The organism is Streptomyces sp. TLI_053 (genome assembly GCF_900105395.1).
GTDB lineage: Bacteria > Actinomycetota > Actinomycetes > Streptomycetales > Streptomycetaceae > Kitasatospora.
On sequence record NZ_LT629775.1, the window covers coordinates 4,593,084 to 4,610,659 of the forward strand.

Consider the following 17,576-nt stretch of genomic DNA (forward strand, 5'->3'; position numbering starts at 1 on the left):
CGGCGGCAGCCGGCTCGCCGTGGACGAGCTGATCGACAACCCGAAGACCCGGATCATCGTCTGCTGCGGCTCCGGCGGCGTAGGAAAGACCACGACCGCGGCGGCGATCGGTCTGCGGGCCGCCGAGCGCGGCCGCAAGGTCGTCGTCCTGACCATCGACCCGGCCCGGCGGCTGGCGCAGTCGATGGGTCTGACCGAGCTCGACAACACCCCCCGGGTCGTCAAGGGCGTGACCGGCGACGGCGAGCTCCAGGCCATGATGCTCGACATGAAGCGGACCTTCGACGAGGTCGTGCTGGCCCACGCCGACCCCGAGCGGGCCCGCGCGATCATGGAGAACCCCTTCTACCAGTCCCTGTCGGCCGGCTTCGCGGGCACCCAGGAGTACATGGCGATGGAGAAGCTCGGCCAGCTGCGGGCGGCCGAGGAGTGGGACCTGATCGTCGTCGACACCCCGCCGTCCCGGTCCGCGCTGGACTTCCTGGACGCGCCGAACCGGCTCGGCTCGTTCCTCGACGGCAAGGTGATCCGGATCCTGACCGCCCCGGCCAAGGTCGGCGGGCGGTCCGCGATGAAGTTCCTGAACGTCGGGATGGGCCTGATCACCGGCACCCTCGGGAAGATCTTCGGCGCCCAGCTGCTGACCGACGTCCAGACCTTCGTCAGCGCGACGGACTCGATGTTCGGCGGCTTCCGGGAGCGGGCGGACCGCACGTACCAGCTGCTCCAGGCGCCGGGCACGGCGTTCCTGGTGGTGGCCGCCCCGGAGCGGGACGCGCTGCGCGAGGCGGCGTACTTCGTGGACCGGCTGGCCGCCGACCGGATGCCGCTGGCCGGGCTGGTGCTCAACCGGGTGCACGGGACCGGCGCCCCGCAGCTCACCGCCGAGCGGGCGCTGGCCGCGGCCGAGGCGCTGGAGGAGAACGGTTCCGAGCAGGTCTCGCCGGACGCCGAGCTGCTGGCGGCCGGACTGCTGCGGCTGCACGCCGAACGGATGCAGGTGATGGTGCGCGAGCGGCGGACCCGTGACCGCTTCGTCTCGGTGTACCCCGACGTGCCGATCATCGAGGTCGCCGCGCTTCCCGGGGACGTCCACGACCTGGAGGGACTGCGGACGATCGGCGAACGGCTCGGCGGGTCCGCGGACTGACACCCGGTGGCTCGGCGGACCGGACCCGTCCGGCCGGACCCACCGGCGCGGTCCGGGCCGTCGACCCGGACCTCCGGACCCGAGCCCCCCGACCCGGGTGGTGCGCGCCGACTCCGCTCCGCACGGCCGAAGCCCGTGCGGCGGTGGCTCAGCCCGCCTGGGCGTAGTCCGTCAGTATCACGCCGGTGGCCAGCGAAGTCTCGTACTCGGTGCGGGCCGTCTCCAGCAACCGCCGCCACGAGATCACGGTCGGCCGCCGACGCAGCAGCGCTCGCCGCTCGCGTTCGGTCATCCCGCCCCAGACCCCGAACTCCACCCGGTTGTCCAGCGCGTCCGCCAGGCACTCCGTGCGCACCGGGCACCCGCTGCACACCGCCTTGGCGCGATTCTGCGCCGCCCCCTGGACGAACAGTTCGTCCGGATCACTCGTGCGGCAGGCGGCCTGCGCACTCCAGTCGTCTACCCAGCCCATGCCGGCGCCGTCCTCTCCCGAATCGAGGCTCCCCCACGGCGGCAACGGCATATTCACCGTTGCCAGTTGAGGACGTTACGGAAGAACGACAGCTTGCAACAGCCCCTTCGGGCTCAATCTCGAATGACCCGATTGGACTATGGGTGGCGATCAGCTCACTCGTTGGAGTGATCGCAGGTCGCAAGCATTGCCAGGATCGCGTTCAGTACTCTCGCCACGCGGGCCGTCACACAGTGCTACCGGACACAGGTGTGCAGCCACCAACAGCTGCCTCAAAAACGCGCCAAAGGAAGGCAATTCGGGCAATTCTCATCACTCACAAGAGTGATCGATGCTGACGCAGCGAAGCTGTCGCAAGCTTGTGACAAGCCTAGGCGAACACCTGCCCCGGTGTGCGGCATTCGGCAACGTAGGGTTCTCCCCATGGCACCGAAGCGCCCCCAGGCACCCCAGCCCCCAGGCAACACCGGAGCTCCGCGCGGCAAGCGCCGCGGGTCACCGCTCGACTACGCGGGACACGGAGTGAAGTTCCTGGGGGTCAGCGTGCTGTCCGGAGTACTGCTGGCGGGCATGGCCCTGCCCGCCGTCGGCGCGCTCGGCCTGACCGCCAAGAACACGGCGGAGGGCTTCTCCAACATCCCGGACGACTTCAAGACGCCGCCGCTCACCCAGGCGACCCAGATCTTCGACGCCAAGGGCGGCCTGATCGCCAAGGTCTACGAGCGCGACCGCACCGTCCTCACCGCCGACCAGATGTCCCCGTACATGCGGCAGGCGCAGGTCGACATCGAGGACGCCCGCTTCTACGACCACGGCGCCGTCGACCTCAAGGGCGTGCTCCGCGCGATCAGCAAGAACGCGGAGAGCGGCACCGCGTCCCAGGGCGCCTCGACGCTGACCCAGCAGTACGTGAAGAACGTCAACGTCGAGAAGGCCGGCGACGACCAGGCCGCCGTCCTGGAGGCCCAGCGCAAGACCCTGGGCCGCAAGATCCAGGAGCTGAAGGTCGCGATCAAGCTGGAGGAGGATCTGACCAAGGACCAGATCCTCACCAACTACCTCAACATCACCTTCTACGGTCACCAGGCGTACGGGATCGAGGCCGCCTCGCAGCGGTACTTCAGCAAGTCCAACAAGGACCTCACCGTCGCCGAGGCCGCCACCCTGGCCGGCCTGGTGCAGAACCCCTCGCAGTACGACCCGGTGCGCTTCCCCGACAACGCGGTGAAGCGGCGCAACGTCGTGATCGACAAGATGGTCGAGAACAAGCACGTCACCCCGGAGCAGGCCAAGGAGGCCAAGGCCGCCCCGCTGGGTCTGAAGTACAAGGACCCGCAGAACGGCTGCATCACCGCCCAGGCGGGCATGGGCTTCTTCTGCGACTACGTCCGGCACGTGGTCAAGCAGGACCCGGCCTTCGGCAAGAACGCCGCCGAGCGGAAGAAGTTCTGGGACCAGGGCGGTCTGAACATCTACACCACGCTCGACCCGGACAAGCAGGCCGCCGCCCAGGCCGCCGTCACCGGCAAGGTCAAGGTCACCGACCCGGTGTCGGCCGCCGCGACCATGATGGAGCCGGGCACCGGCAAGATCCTGGCGATGGCCCAGACCCGCCCGTACGGCCTGGAGCCGTCGAAGAACCAGACCGTCGTCAACCTCAACGTCGACGCGGCGATGGGCGGCGGCAACGGCTTCCAGCCCGGCTCGACCTTCAAGCCGATCATCGCCGCGGCCGCGCTCGAGAACGGTATGGCGCCCACCAAGCCGTACCCGTCCGAGAACCGCATCGAGTGGCCGACGATGAAGACCTGCGAAGGCACCTGGAAGAACACCTACAAGGGCAACGAGCGCTACGTCCCGAACGAGAGCAAGAGCGAGGTCGGCCCCTACGAGCTGAAGCAGGCGATGGCCCTCTCGGTCAACACCTACTTCGTCCAGATGGAGCAGGACATGGGGCTCTGCCCCGTCAAGCAGATGCTCGACAAGCTCAACATCACCACCACCGCCTCCGGCGCCAAGCTGGACGTCGTGCCCTCGATCACCCTGGGCACCAAGGAGATGTCGCCGCTGACCATGGCGAACGTCTACGCGACCTTCGCCGCGCGCGGCAAGCACTGCACGCCGATCGCGATCAACAAGATCAGCACGGTCGACGGCAAGGAGGTCAAGGTCCCGCAGACCACCTGCACCCAGGCCTTCTCCGAGCAGACCGCCGACGCGCTGAACACCGTCCTGCTCAACGTGACCGAGAAGGGCACCGGCGCCACCCTCGGTCTGGAGGACGGCCGCCAGATCGCCGGCAAGACCGGTACCACCGACAAGAAGAAGGCCGCCTGGTTCAGCGGCTACACCCCGCAGCTCGCCACCGCGGTCTGGATCGGCGGGCCCACCGGCGGCGTCGAGATGAAGAACATGAAGATCGGCGACACCTACTACGGTGCCGACGGCGTCTTCGGTGCCACCGGCCCCGGTCCGATCTGGAAGATGGCCATGGACGGCGCGCTCAAGGGCTCCCCGAAGGAGACCTTCCAGACCATCGACATCCCGGACCCGGCCCCCAAGCCGGACCCGAACGCCACCCCGGGTGCGACCCCCCCGGCCTCGCCCGCCCCGGGCGGCGACCCGAACGCGGGCGGCAACCCGCCGCCGCCGGCGGCCAACCCGAACCCCGGCACCAACGCGGGCGGCCTGATCGGCGGCGGGTTCACCTTCCCGCCGGGGGTCATCGGCGGCAACGACGGCGGCGGGAACGGGCGCGGCCACCACTGAGCGGACGGCCCGCAGGGCCTCCGGCAGGACGGACGAGGGGCGCCCCCCGAGCATCTCGCTCGGGGGGCGCCCCTGTTTCCTGCCCTCGGCGTGCTTCCCGGGCCTGCGTCCGGGCGCGTGCGGCCGGGCCTGCGTCCGGGCATGTGCGGCCGGGCCTGCGTCCGACTCCGCGTGCGGCCGGGCCTGCCGCTCCCCCGCTGCCGCTCGACCCGGCTCCGCTCCGCGGACCGATCAGCCGGCGAGGGCGGACTTCACCGCGGCGGCCACCCGGCCGCCCTCGGCCAGGCCGTCGACCTTCGGCCGCACCAGCTTCATCACGGCGCCCATGCCCTGCGGACCGACCGCGCCGCTCTCGGCGACGGCCGCGGCCACGATGGCCGTCAGCTCCTCGTCGGACAGCTGCTTCGGCAGGTACCCGGCCAGCACCTCGCCCTCGGCCACCTCACGCGCGGCCTGCTCGGCCCGGCCGGCGCTGTCGAACGCCTCCGCGGCCTCCCGGCGCTTCTTCGCCTCCCGGCCGATCACCTTGAGCACCTCGGCGTCGGAGAGCTCGCGCTTCGTCTTCCCCGCCACCTCCTCGCTGGTGACGGCCGACAGCGTGAGCCGGATGGTGGACGAGCGCAGCTCGTCCCGGTCCCTGATGGCAGCCGTCAGGTCCTGGTGCAGCTGCTCCTTGAGCGTCGTCATGGCCCCGAGTCTCCCACCTGCCACGTTCCGGCGCCCAGCATTAATCCGCCCCCACCCGTCCGCCGTCTCCCGCCCCCGCTCCCCTCGTGTCTTCCCCGCCCCGTAATAACCTCTTAAACTGGTTACATGACGGACGAGCGAAGCCCCGGCCTGGTCCTGCACTACCCCGGCGGAACGCGCTTCCACTTCGACCCCGGCACGCTCTGCCTGGAGCTCCTGCCCACCGGCGGCCCGGGCCGCTACGCCCGGTACGAGATCCTGCACCGGCCGTCCGACCTGCTCGAGTGGCTCGGACAGTCCCGGCTCGGCCTGTCGCCCGGCAGCGTCCGGATCAGCGACGGCCAACTGGCCGCCGTCCGCACCCTGCGGGACGCCCTCTGGCGCCTCGCCGCGGCCCGCGCGAGCGGCGGCCCCGCGCCCGCCGGTCCCGCCGACCACGCGGTGCTCAACCGGGCTGCGGCCCGACCGCCGCTCGCCCCGCAGATCGCCCCCGACGGCACCGCGGCGCCGCCCCTGCCCGGCGACGGCGACCAGCTCGCCTCCACCCTCGCCCGCGACGCCATCGCCCTGCTCACCGGCCCGCACGCGGACCGGATCCGCGAATGCGGCGCCGACGACTGCCAACTGCTCTTCGTCGACACCTCACGCCCCGGCCGGCGCCGCTGGTGCTCGATGGAACGCTGCGGCAACCGCCACAAGGTCCGCGCCCTGCGCGCCCGCCGCGAACGCCCCGGGGGGACGACCTGACGTGTCCCCGGGCGCACCCCGACAGTTCACCTGCTGATCCGCCGTCTGAGAGCATGGACCGATGCGACCGCTGTACTCCGTTCCCCTCGGAATCGCCGCCACCGGCGCCGCCTGCCTCGCCTACTCCGTTGGGTACGAGGTCCGTTCCTTCCGCCTCCGCCGGGTCGAGGTCCCGGTCCTCCCCCGAGGCGCCCGGCCCGTCCGGGTACTGCAGGTCTCCGACATCCACATGGTGAGCGGGCAGGGCAGGAAGCAGCGCTGGCTGCAGAGCCTCGCGGGCCTGCGGCCCGACCTGGTGGTCAACACCGGCGACAACCTCTCCGACCCGGAGGGCGTCCCCGCCACCCTGGACGCGCTCGGCCCGCTGATGGACTTCCCCGGCGTCTACGTCTTCGGGTCCAACGACTACTACGGCCCCGCCCGCAAGAACCCCGCCCGCTACCTCCAGGCGATGCGCACCGGCAGCCACGGCATGAACAACGCCGACGGCACCGCCCGCCGCGGGATCACCGGCGCCGTCCACAACCCCTGGGAGAAGCTGCGCGACTCCTTCGACGCCGCCGGCTGGCTCGACCTCACCAACACCCGCGGCCGCCTCACCGTCGCCGGCCTCGACCTGGAGTTCACCGGCCTGGACGACCCCCACATCCGGCGCGACCGCTACAGCGAGGTCGCCGGCGGCCCCTCCTCCGACGCCGACCTCTCCCTCGCCGTCGTGCACGCCCCGTACCTGCGGGTCCTCGACGCCTTCACCGCCGACCGCTACCCCCTGATCCTGGCCGGCCACACCCACGGCGGCCAGCTCTGCGTCCCCTTCTACGGCGCCCTGGTCACCAACTGCGACCTCGACGCCAAGCGGGTCAAGGGCCTCTCCACCCACCAGGCCGGCGGCCGCCGCTCCTACCTCCACGTCTCGGCCGGCTGCGGCACCAACCGCTACACCCCCGTCCGCTTCGCCTGCCCCCCGGAAGCCACCCTCCTCACCCTCACCCCGACCCCCCGCTGACCCACCCGCCCCGCTCGCCGAGAAACCGGATTTCGTCTCTCGGCGAGCGTCCGGTAGAGTTCTACTCGTCGCGAAGGAGACGGAGCGACAAACAGAAAGACCGGGGTGTGGCGCAGCTTGGTAGCGCGCTTCGTTCGGGACGAAGAGGCCGTGGGTTCAAATCCCGCCACCCCGACCCAGTCCAGAGGGCCTATCGGAGAAATCCGATAGGCCCTCTGGCGTTGTGCGTGCCGACCTGGGTGACCGGCCCTCAGGCTCCCGGGCGAAAGACCCCGGCGGCGGGTCGCCCACAGCGGGAGCGGCAAGGTACGGGGCATTGCAAGCACGGGATCGAGCCCCTCGTCGTTCAGCACCACCGAGTCCGCTGGGCCGGGGCCGGCCCAGCAGCTGTTGCGAAGCAGTCGAACGCCAGCATCAGTGGCTTCAGCTCCGACCACCCCGTGGGCCCGGGGGTGAGGATCCCGTGGAACCGTTGGCCGGTCGGATCCGTTTCATCACGCGATGATCGCCTACTGACAGGAGAGTCCCATGGTGCCGGCGCGTCCCGTGGACGAGTTCTGCGCTGCTATCGATGCCCTCCGTGTCGATCGATCCTCCGGCGAGCCGGCGCTCCACCAGCCCATCACGCTGCTGTGGGCCGTCGCGCGGGCGGCCGACGGCCAGCCTCGACTGGCGCCCTGGAGCGAGGTGCAGGGAGAGCTCCGTCTGTTGCTGAAGCGCTACGGGCGCCAGGGTTCGGACCCCTCCCCGGAATACCCGTTCGTTGCCTTGAGTCGATCGAGCCTTTGGGAGCTCGAGGACGTCGCCGGCGACGTCCCGGCGGCTCGTGGCTCGCAGGTCAAGAACTGGCTTCTGGATCAGAATCCGCGAGGTGGCCTCACCGAGGCGTTCCACACCCTCATGGCGACCGATGCCGCGGCGCGGCAGCAGGTCGCCGACAGACTGACGGATCGTTTCTTCGAATCCGCCAAGCCTGACGAGCTCCTGCAGCGGATCCGCCGGGACGCCGCTGTCTTCGACCGTTTCGGAGCAGTGCCCGGTGTCAGTGACGGCCAGACCTTTCCGAACCGGAAGGCGCTCGCCGAGGCGCGGGTCCACCGGCCGCTACAGGCGGGAATCTGCGGCACGAAGGATGGCGGAGCTGAGTCGATAGTCGTCTCCGGCGGCTACGAGGACGACGAAGACTACGGCGACACCCTCATCTATACGGGGCAGGGCGGCCGGGACCCCGGCTCCGGTCAGCAGGTCCGCGACCAGAAGCTCACTCTTGGCAATGCCGCCCTGGTCACCAGTCTCGCCACCGGTGGACCGGTGCGAGTCGTCCGTGCGGAGAAGGAGCGGAAAGGCAGCTCCTCGACAATGCATTACCGCTACGACGGCCTCTACCGGGTTGAGGACTACTGGTCCGAACAGGGCCGTTCCGGACACCTCGTCTGGCGCTTCCGGCTTGTTCAGCTGACCGGCGCTGCGGCGCCGACCCGATCCGCCGCGCTGCTCAACATGCCCTCCGGCAACGAGACTCCGTCACGCGTGGAGGCCATGGCCCAGCGCATCGTCCGGAGCACCGCCGTGGCAAATTTCGTCAAGAAGGTGCACGACTTCCACTGCCAGGTGTGCGGAACGCGTCTCACTGCCCCGACCCATCCCTATGCAGAAGCCGCTCACATTCGGGGACTCGGTCGCCCGCACCACGGACCTGACATCGCCGACAACGTCCTCTGCCTCTGCCCCAACCACCACACCCTCTTCGATTTCGGCATGCTGGTCATCGAGGACGACCTGACCGTCACCGATCGTTCCTCGGGAACGGTTCTCGGGCCGTTGCGCGAAGCTCCGGGCCATCAGGTCGATCGAGAGCATCTCGCGTATCACCGGAAGCACTACTCGGGTCTGGGCTGGCACGGGCCCAACGACGCATAGGAATTCCACGACCACGCGGTGCACGAGGTGCGGGCCGGGCGGCTCCGGGCCGGGGGTGGGATCTGTGGGAATCCTTCGGTTGGCGGGCCGGCGGGGGGTGGGGCGGCGTAGCGTCGGAGTGTCGTCGTTCCGGTACGCACCGGCACGTCCCGATCGCCCGAAGGAGGCATCTCCACCATGTGGTTGGGCCACTCGCTTTCGCCGACCGCCGTCGTGGCGGCGCGGCCCCGTGCCCGTCGTGTCCGTGGTGGCGCGTGATGCGGCAGGAACGCGCCCGGCAGACTCGTCGTGCTCTACTGTGCGCCGCGGCAACCGAGTTCGACCTGTACGGGTACGAGGGGACCTCGCTGGCGCGGATCAGCCGGAGCGCCGGGGTGACGCTGGGGGCGCTCACGTTCCACTTCGCGTCCAAGGCTGCCCTGGCGGACGCGGTCCGGGCCGAGGGGGCCGCGCTCACGGGTGACGGTCGAGCGCCCGACCCGGGCGCGGGCGGGTTGATCGATCTGCTCGCCCGGTTGCTGGACGAGGAGCCGAGCGTGCGGGCAGCCGCTCGGCTCAGTTGGGAGCGGCCGGAGTCGGCGGGCAACTGGTACACGGCCTGGGGTCCCGAGCTTCGCGACCGGCTGGCCCGTGAGCGGTCGGCGGTGCCTGCCGGCATCGCGCCGGTGCTGGACGAGGTCGATCTGGAGACGCTGGCGCACTGCCTGGTGGCCGGGTCGGCGGTGCTGCGGCGGGGGATCGTCCCCCTGGGCGGCGGCGGGCCGGCCGCTCCGGAGGAGATCCGGCGGCGGCTCCGGCGGCTCTGGCGGCACGCGGCGGCGACGGATCCCGACCCGTCCTCCACGCCGCCGGTCTGACCGTGTCCGCGGCGCGAGCGTCGGCCACCGGGACACCGGAATTCGCCAAAGCGCCTCCCGGGCCCGACGGGCAGTCGGAACAAAGCGATCGTTCACTATCCTCCCGAGGACGGCACCTCACAGCACCACACCACCCGGGGAGCTCATCACATGGACTCGCAACCCCTCTCACCGGTCGGCGAAGCCGCCGTCTCCCGGTTCGCCGAGCAGGTCTTCGCCCAGCTGGGCCGGACCGACCAGCGCCGCTGGGCCCGGGCCTATCTGCAGGGCCTGCTGGCGGCTCCCGGCCGCAAGTCCCTGGCCAACATGGCCGCCAGTCTCGCCACCGGACCGGCGGAGGCGGCCACCGTCTCGCTCTCGCTCCAGCAGTTCATCAACGGCAGCCCCTGGGACTGGCGTCCGGCCCGCCGGGTGCTCGCCGACCTCGCCGCCGGCCCCCGCCCGGTGCGGGCCTGGACCGCCGCGCTCGTGGTCGTCCCCAAGCGCGGCGACCAGGTGGTGGGCGTCCACCGGCGGTTCGACCCGTCGACCGGGCGGACCGTCAAATGCCAGGCGGCGACCGGTCTTTTCGTCGCCACCGACCGGGACGCCGTGCCGGTGGACTGGTCGCTGCTGCTCGACCCGGGCTGGACGGACGACCCGCAGCGGCGCGCCCGGGCCCGGATCCCCGAGGACGTGGCCCCGCACCCGGCGGGCGACCTGCTGACCGGAATGGTGGACCGGCTCGCCGCCCACCATCCGGTGGCACCGCTGGTCGCCGCCCTCGACGCGACGGACGACCCGGTCCGGCTGGCCGCCGCGCTCGCCCGCCGCTCCGTCCCCTACCTGCTGGAGGTCCGCGGCGGTCAGCCCGTCCGGCCGGTGCTCCAGGCCACCACGGGCCGGCACGGGCGGGTGCAGCAGGGCGCCGTGCCCGCCGAGTCGCTGTTCCCGTGGCGCCGGCCGCGGATGTCGCCCGACCCGCAGCCGGTGCTGCGCGGCACGCCCGTTCTGCCGCCCGGCCCGGTGACCGCGCCGGGACCGGCTCCGGCTCCGGCTCCAGGAGCGGGAGCGGCTCCGGGCGCCGCGGGAACGGTGGCCGGAACGCCGACGGCGCCGGTGCACCGGCTGTGGGCGCGGTGCGACGGCGACGGCGGACCGCGGCGGTACTGGCTGACCGATCTGGCCGAGGACGCCCCGGGCGTGCTCGCACTGCTGGACGCCGCCTCGGCCACGCGGAGCACCGTGGACCGGCTCGGTTCGGACTTCGGCCTGCTGGACTTCTCCGGACGCTCGTACACCGGCTGGCACCATCACATGACGCTGGTCTCGGCCGCGTACGCGCTCGGCCGGGACCTGGCGGTCCGGGTCGGCGGGAGTGGCGGGGGCGCGCTCCAGAACTCGGCCTAGCCGCACGGTCGGGCAAGCGCCGGCGGCCCGGCGGCCCGGTGGCCCGGTGGCCCGGTCAGGCGTCGAGGGCCTGGTAGACCGTGGTCCAGAAGTCGTGGATCAGCCGCGCCGAGTCGGGGACGGTCATTCCGACCTGGGTGAGCACGATGCCGACCAGCCCGTGCTCCGGGTCGGCGTAGGCGGAGGTGCCGCTGCCGCCGTCCCAGCCGAACTGGCCGACGGGGGCGTAGTCGCCGCGATAGGTCCGCACCGCGGCGCCGAGGCCCCAGCCGCCGTGCTGTCCCTGGCCGTACGACAGGTGCACGTTCTCCTTGGCCAGGGTCTCGCGCAGGGCGGTCTGCTCCGGGGTGAGGCGGTTGGTGGTCATCAGCTCGACCGCGGGGCGGGAGAGGACGCGCCCGCCGCCGTGCAGCCCTCCGCCGTGCAGGCCGCCGTCGAGCAGCATCCGGAAGTAGGCGTGGTAGTCGTCGACGGTGGAGACCAGGCCGCCGCCACCGCCGGGGAACGCCGGGGGCCGGCTCCAGCGACCGTCCGCCGGCTCGTCCCAGACGTGGAACTCGCCGGTCCGCGGGTCGGGGGCGTAGAGGGCGGGCAGCCGGTCGATCTTCTCGGCGGGCACGTGGAAGCCGGTGTCCGCCATCCCCAGCGGACCGAAGACCCGCTCGCGGAGGAAGCTCTCGAACGACTGGCCGGTGACCCGGGCGACGAGCACGCCGAGCAGGTCGCTGGCGATGTGGTACTGCCAGCGCTCACCGGGCTGGTGCATCAGCGGAAGCGTGCCGAGGCGGCGCAGCCACTCGTCCGGTTCCGGCATCGGCTGCGGCAGGTCGGGCGTGAGGCCGTTCTCGATGATCGCGCCCATGATCGGGCTGCCCAGCGCCGTGATGTCCATGCCGAGGCCGAAAGTGGAGGTCAGCACGTCCCGGACGGTGATCGGCCGCCGGGCCGGCACCGTGTCGTCGAGCGGGCCGTCGATCCGCTCGAGAACACGGCGGTCGGCGAGTTCCGGCAGCCAGGTCTGCACGAGGTCGTCCAGCCGCAGCCGGCACTCGTCGAGCAGGACCGTGGCGGCGGCCATGGTGACCGGCTTGGAGGTCGAGGCCATCCGGAAGATCGTGTCCCGGCCCATCGGCGCGCCGCCGTCGTGGCGCATGGTGCCGATCGCCTCGACGTGCGTCCGGTCGCCCCGGCCGATCAGGGCGACGACGCCCGGGATCCGGCCCGACTCGACGTGCCGCGTCAGCACCTCGCGCACCTTGCGCAGTCCCTCGTCGGTGAATCCGCCGTTGCTGCTGGTCATGGTGACCCTCCCCGCCCGTTGTGTTCATGAACTTCCGAACACTCAGGAAGCTACATTGCGTTCACAAGTCCGTCAACGCCATACAAAGGGAAAGCCTTGCAGATACTGGGATCATGGGCATTCGTTGCAATGGACTCGAAGTCGAAAGGCAATGCCGGACCGCATCGCCGTTGCAATGGAACGGGACTCGCGATCAGGCCGCGAACAACGCCGCCAGTTCCGTCCGCGAGGCGATCCCCAGCTTCGGGTAGGCCTTGTAGAGGTGGTGCCCGACGGTCCGCGGGCTGAGGAAGAGCTGCGCGGCGATGTCCCGGTTGGTCAGCCCCCGGGCCGCCAGCCGGGCGATCTGCAACTCCTGCGGGGTGAGCCCCGTCAGCGCGCCCCCGGCGGCGGCCGGGGCCGGGGCGGCGGTGCCGGTGGCGGTCAGTTCGGTGCGGGCGCGGTCCGCCCAGGGTTCGGCGCCGAGTCGCTCGAAGGTCTCCAGGGCGGCGCCCAGGTGCGGGCGGGCGTCCGTCCGGCGGCGCTCCCGGCGCAGCCACTCGCCGTACAGCAGGGCGGTCCGGGCGTGTTCGAACGGGCGGTGGGCGCCCTCGTGCAGGTCGAGGGCGGCACGGTACGCGGATTCGGCGAACTCGTCCGGCCCGAGCAGTGCCTGGCAGCGCAGCCGCAGGGCCTCCGCCCAGGGCGTCCCGGCCGCGGCCGCCCAGCGGGCGAAGCGCTCGTACGGCTCGGCCGCCCGCTCCGGTCCGCCCAGCCGGACGACGGCCTCGACCAGGTCGGGAACCGCCCGGGTGGCACCGACATGGTGCCGGTACGGCCCGGTGGTGAGCGCGTGCAGCCGGTCGGCGGCCGCCGCCGCGCGGCCCCGGCCGAGGTCCAGCAGGGCGAGCGCCCAGTGCGCCCACGGCTCCCCGGCGGCGGGCGCGGCCGAACCGGGGACCAGCGCCGCGGCCGCCAGCTCCGCGCACCGCTCGTCGGCCCCCGACAGAGCCGCCAAGCAGGCCAGCAGCGAGGCGAGTTGACTGGTCCACTGGGCCTGGCCGGTGTCCCGGGCGAGCGCCAGGCCCTCCGCCGCCGTGACCTCGGCGTCACGGTGCCGGCCGTGGAACAGTTCGGCCTCGGCGAGGAAGAACTGCAGCGTCGGCAGCACCCCGACCGTCCCCTTGGCCCGGGCCTCGGCCGTGAGTTCGGCGGCCAGCTCCAGCGTCTCGTGGTCCCGTCCGAGGACCAGGGTCGCGCCGCAAAGCTGCACCAGGTCGACCGGGCTCTCCGCCCCGGCCCTCCGGGCCTCCGCGACGGTGGCGCGGACCTCGGGCAGCGGGTCGGCGGGACGGCCCAGCGCGGGCAGTACGGCGGCCGGCAGGTGCCGGGCCAGCGGGGCGAGCGGTTCGTCCGCGCCCAGCGGCAGTGCGGCCAGCCGGTCGAGCACGGTGGCCACCGGCTCCTCCCCGACGTACCAGGCGGCGTGGAAGGCCTGGAGCAGCATCCGGGCCGCGTGCGCGGGCTCGATGTCGGTCGCGGCGGCGTCCAGCAACAGCCGGTACGCGGCCGGGTAGGAACCGCGCCAGAACTGCGCGACGGCCCGGACCTGGTCCAGCAGCGCGTGCGCGAAGACGCTGTCGGTGCGCGCGCCGGCCCGGTCCGCGAGCGACTCGGCCAGCTCCAGCTTCCCTTCCTCGGTGGCCGCTTCGGCGGCCAGCACGAGGCGCCGGGTGGCGCCGTCGCGGTCCGGGGTGAGCCCGGCGGCGCGCTCGTACGCGGCGGCCGCGCCGCCGTGGGCACCACGGGCCTCGGCCCGGACGGCGGTCCGCTCCAGCGCGTCGGCGAGTCCGGCGTCCGGCGCGGTGGCGGCGAGGGCGAGGTGCCAGGTCCGCCGGTCGCCCTCCTCCAGTGCCTCGCCGAGCGCCCGGTGGGCGGCCAACCGCTGCTGGAGCGGGGCCCGTTGGAGGACGGCCGCACGCAGCAGCGGGTGCCGGAAGGCGAACCGGCGGTCGGTGCCGACGGTCACCAGTCCGGCCCGCTCCGCTGGCTCCAGCGCGTCGGCGCCGGCCCCGAGCGCCGCGGCGGCGGCCAGGACGACGTCCAGCTCGCCGTTCTCCTCGGCCGCCGCGACCAGCAGCAGGGTCTGGGTCGCGGGCGGCAGGCCGGTGACCTGGCCGTGGAAGGCGATCCGGAGCCGACTGGTGAGCGCGAGCCCACTCGACGCCAAGTCCGCCTCGGTGGAGGGAAGTTCGACGAGTGCCAGCGGGTTCCCGGCGGCTTCGGCGAGCAGTCGGCGGCGGGCCGGGCCGGTGAGGGCCGTGCCGGTACGGTCGTCGAGCAGGCGGACGGCGTCCGGTTCGGCCAGGCCGGTGAGCCGCAGCTCCGGCAGACCGGCCAGCGGTCCGGCGGCCGTAACCGGCGAGGCCGGGTCGCCGGCCCCACCGATGCCCGTCCCACCGATGCCCGTCCCCCCGATGCCCGCCCCGCCGATGCCCGCCCCGGCCCCGGCGTCCGCCCCGGCCCCGGCGTCCGCCCCGGCCCCGGTGTCCCGGGCGGCGAGCAGCAGGGCGACGCCCTCGGCCTGGAGCCGCCGCGCGGCGATCAGCAGAGCGTCCAGCGAGGAGCGGTCGAGCCACTGCACATCGTCGACCACGCACAACAGCGGCTGTTCGGAAGCGAGTTCGGCGAGCAGCCCGAGCGTGGCCAGTCCGGCGAGCAGCCGGTCGGCACCGCCGGTCGCCTCACCGAGCCCGAACGCGCTCTCCAGCGAACGCCGTTGCGGCCCGGGCAGGGCGTCCAGGCGGTCCAGGCCGGACGCCAGCAGCAGGCTCAGCCCGGCGAAGGGGAGCTCGGCCTCGTACTCGACGCCGGTCGCCCGGATCACCCGGAACCCGTCACCGGCCGCCGCCACCGCGTACTCCAGCACGGCCGTCTTGCCGATCCCCGGCTCGCCGCGCAGCAGCAGGACGCCACTGCGACCGCCACGCGCCCCGTCGAGCAGCGCGTCGACGGCCGCCCGCTCCCGTTCCCGCCCGTACAGCATCCCGGTCTCCTCCCCCGCGGGCCCCCGTGCCCGGCAGGTCCGACCCTACTGGCGCCCACCCCGGTACCCCCTACCTATCCGTGACGGATTCGCCCGCGGCCCGTCGTCCGTAAGTTTTCGACCAGCGGGAAACGGGCCACCGGACACCGCACCAACCACCTCACCGGACAAGGGAGAAGACCATGACCGCCAACCTGCCCACCGACCTCGGACAGCTCGCCGCCACCTACCTCGCCGCGTGGAACGAGACCGACCCGACCGCCCGCCGGAAGCTGATCGACGAGGCGTGGGCCGAGGACGGCCGCTACACCGACCCGCTGGCCGCCGTCACCGGGCGCGAGGGCGTCGATGCGCTGATCGGCGCGGCGCAGGGGCAGTTCCCCGGCCTGGTGTTCACGCTCGGCCCGGTCGACGCCCACCACGACATCGCACGTTTCACGTGGAACCTCGGCCCGGCCGGGGAGGAGCCGCTGGTTATCGGCTTCGACGTGCTGGTCGCCGACGCGGAGGGCCGGATCGCCTCGGTGTACGGCTTCCTCGACCGCGTCCCCGGCGCCTGAACCGTCGGCCTCCGCCGACTGCCGACCGTACCCCGGGGCGGGCGCCACCTGTGCCCGCCCCGGTCCCGGCCCACACGCACCCCACACCACGCACCCCACACCACGCACCCCAGCACCACACACCCCGCCGCCACGCACCCACCGGAGCAGACGTTGTCCAGCACCCTGACCTCCCGGAGCACCGCCCCCACCGTCCCCGCCGCCCCCAGCGCCGCCCCCGCACCGACCACCACCGCCCCTACCGCCCCCGCACCGCGCGGCCTGCTGCCGGTCCTGCTGACCGCGACCTTCATGACCGCCCTGGACGTCTTCGTCGTCAACGTCGCCATCCCCTCCCTCCAGACCGACCTGAGAGCCGGACCGGCCGCCGTCCAATGGGTGGTGGCCGGCTTCGGCCTGGCCCTCGCCGTCGGACTGATCACCGCGGGCCGGCTCGGTGACCGGTACGGCCGCCGCCGGATGTTCGGTCTCGGCCTGGCCCTGTTCACCCTGGCCTCGGCCGCCTGCGGCCTGGCGCCGACGGCGGGCAGCCTGGTCGGCGCCCGGGTCGCCCAAGGGCTGGCGGCCGCACTGATGGGCCCGCAGGTGCTGGCGATCCTGCGGACCGCCTACACCGGCACGGCGCAGGCCCGGGCGTTCGCGATGTACGGCCTGACGATGGGCCTCGGAGCGGTGTTCGGCCAGCTGATCGGCGGCGTGCTGATCCGCGCCGACCTGTTCGGCCTGGACTGGCGCAGCTGCTTCCTGCTCAACCTGCCGGTCGGCCTGGCCGCCCTGGCCCTGGTCCGACGCTGCCTGCCCGAGTCGCGCGCCCCGCACCGGCCGGGCCTCGATCCGGTGGGCGTCGTGCTGGTCACCCTCGCCCTGACCGGTCTGGTGCTGCCGCTGATCCAGGGCCGCGAGAGCGGCTGGCCGCTGTGGACCGGGCTCTGCCTGGCCGGCGCGGCGGCACTGCTCGTGCTCCTCACCGTCCACCAGCACCGGCGCGGGCTCGCGGGCGGCTCGCCGCTGCTCGACACCCGGCTGTTCCGGGACCGCGCGTTCACCACCGGTCTGCTCGCCCAGCTGGCCTTCTGGCTCGGCCAGGCCTCGTTCTTCCTGGTGCTCGCCCTCTATCTGCAGCCGGGCCTCGGGCTGGACGCGCTCGGGGCGGGCCTGGTCTTCACCGCGATCGGCCTCGGCTACCTGCTGACCTCCACCGCCGCGCACCGGGTGGCCGCCCGGCTCGGCCGGCAGGCGATCGCGCTGGGCGGGCTGCTGATGGCCGCCGGCCTGGGTCTGCTCGGGCTGGCCGTGCACCTGGCGGGCACCACGGGCAGCGTCTGGTGGCTTGCGCCGGGCCTGTTCGTGGACGGGCTCGGAATGGGTCTGGTGATCGCCCCGGTGACCTCGCTGGTGCTGGCCGGCGTCGAACCCCGGCTGGCCGGCTCGGCCGCGGGCCTGGTGGCCACCGTCCAGCAGGTCGCGGGGGCACTCGGGGTCGCGCTGATCGGCGTCCTCTACTACGGCGCCGCCGACCCGGCCACCGCCTTCGGTCGCTGCCTGGGGGCGCTGGCGGTCCTGGAGGTGCTGCTGGCGGGCCTGGTCCAGCTGCTGCCCCGCCGAGCGGGGTGAGCCGGCCGGAAGGGCCGGAACCGTCGACCTGGCCCACAGGGCCGGCAGGACCAGGACGACCGGGACGATCGGGACGACCA

General features: G+C 72.9%; 13 protein-coding genes and 1 tRNA gene. 10 read left to right on the forward strand and 4 right to left on the reverse strand.

The genetic code is table 11. The features are described from left to right. The first annotated feature begins 19 nt into the window (after nt 1–19). Entirely contained in the window at nt 20–1,150 is a 1,131-nt protein-coding gene (bagB, locus tag BLU95_RS18375) for an ATPase BagB (RefSeq protein WP_231978791.1), read from the forward strand. A gap of 148 nt (nt 1,151–1,298) precedes the next feature. On the opposite strand, the gene BLU95_RS18380 is transcribed toward bagB, so the two are convergent. Then, a complete protein-coding gene (locus BLU95_RS18380) occupies nt 1,299–1,622 on the reverse strand; it encodes a WhiB family transcriptional regulator (RefSeq protein WP_037779213.1) in 324 nt (107 codons plus the stop codon). A 423-nt stretch (nt 1,623–2,045) separates the two neighbouring features. Here BLU95_RS18380 and BLU95_RS18385 point away from each other — a divergent pair, with 423 nt between their 5' ends. Then, nucleotides 2,046–4,391, forward strand: coding sequence for a transglycosylase domain-containing protein (locus BLU95_RS18385; RefSeq protein WP_093860988.1), 2,346 nt, complete (start codon nt 2,046–2,048; stop codon nt 4,389–4,391). A gap of 231 nt (nt 4,392–4,622) precedes the next feature. Here BLU95_RS18385 and BLU95_RS18390 read toward each other — a convergent pair whose 3' ends face one another. Continuing rightward, a complete protein-coding gene (locus BLU95_RS18390) occupies nt 4,623–5,078 on the reverse strand; it encodes a GatB/YqeY domain-containing protein (RefSeq protein ID WP_093860989.1) in 456 nt (151 codons plus the stop codon). A gap of 126 nt (nt 5,079–5,204) precedes the next feature. On the opposite strand from BLU95_RS18390, the gene BLU95_RS18395 reads away from it, so the two are divergent. The 6 genes from BLU95_RS18395 to BLU95_RS18420 all read left to right on the forward strand — a co-directional run bounded on the left by BLU95_RS18395 (nt 5,205) and on the right by BLU95_RS18420 (nt 10,997). After that, complete coding sequence (locus BLU95_RS18395; RefSeq protein WP_093860990.1) at nt 5,205–5,825, forward strand: CGNR zinc finger domain-containing protein; 621 nt, start codon at nt 5,205–5,207, stop codon at nt 5,823–5,825. 61 nt (nt 5,826–5,886) lie between these two features. After that, nucleotides 5,887–6,831: a metallophosphoesterase gene (locus tag BLU95_RS18400; RefSeq protein WP_093860991.1), complete on the forward strand. Its 945-nt coding sequence runs from the start codon at nt 5,887–5,889 to the stop codon at nt 6,829–6,831. Between the two features lie 101 nt (nt 6,832–6,932). After that, a tRNA-Pro gene (locus BLU95_RS18405) sits at nt 6,933–7,006 on the forward strand. Nucleotides 7,007–7,359: 353 nt separating this feature from the next. Continuing rightward, nucleotides 7,360–8,751: a YDG/SRA domain-containing protein gene (locus BLU95_RS18410; protein ID WP_231978624.1), complete on the forward strand. Its 1,392-nt coding sequence runs from the start codon at nt 7,360–7,362 to the stop codon at nt 8,749–8,751. Nucleotides 8,752–9,008: 257 nt separating this feature from the next. Continuing rightward, on the forward strand, nt 9,009–9,608 hold the full coding sequence (locus BLU95_RS18415) for a TetR family transcriptional regulator (RefSeq protein ID WP_231978625.1): 600 nt from the start codon (nt 9,009–9,011) through the stop codon (nt 9,606–9,608). A 150-nt stretch (nt 9,609–9,758) separates the two neighbouring features. Continuing rightward, on the forward strand, nt 9,759–10,997 hold the full coding sequence (locus BLU95_RS18420) for an IS701 family transposase (protein WP_093860993.1): 1,239 nt from the start codon (nt 9,759–9,761) through the stop codon (nt 10,995–10,997). Between the two features lie 55 nt (nt 10,998–11,052). Here the strand turns inward: BLU95_RS18420 and BLU95_RS18425 are convergent, their stop codons facing one another. Then, nucleotides 11,053–12,297: a serine hydrolase domain-containing protein gene (locus BLU95_RS18425; protein WP_093860994.1), complete on the reverse strand. Its 1,245-nt coding sequence runs from the start codon at nt 12,295–12,297 to the stop codon at nt 11,053–11,055. Between the two features lie 193 nt (nt 12,298–12,490). Next, entirely contained in the window at nt 12,491–15,322 is a 2,832-nt protein-coding gene (locus tag BLU95_RS45125; RefSeq protein ID WP_093860995.1) for a helix-turn-helix transcriptional regulator, read from the reverse strand. A gap of 182 nt (nt 15,323–15,504) precedes the next feature. Here BLU95_RS45125 and BLU95_RS18435 point away from each other — a divergent pair, with 182 nt between their 5' ends. Both BLU95_RS18435 and BLU95_RS18440 read left to right on the forward strand, forming a co-directional pair. After that, nucleotides 15,505–15,882, forward strand: a complete 378-nt coding sequence (locus BLU95_RS18435; protein WP_093860996.1) for a nuclear transport factor 2 family protein — start codon at nt 15,505–15,507, stop codon at nt 15,880–15,882. 153 nt (nt 15,883–16,035) lie between these two features. Then, nucleotides 16,036–17,496: an MFS transporter gene (locus BLU95_RS18440; protein WP_093860997.1), complete on the forward strand. Its 1,461-nt coding sequence runs from the start codon at nt 16,036–16,038 to the stop codon at nt 17,494–17,496. The last annotated feature ends 80 nt before the right edge of the window (nt 17,497–17,576 follow it).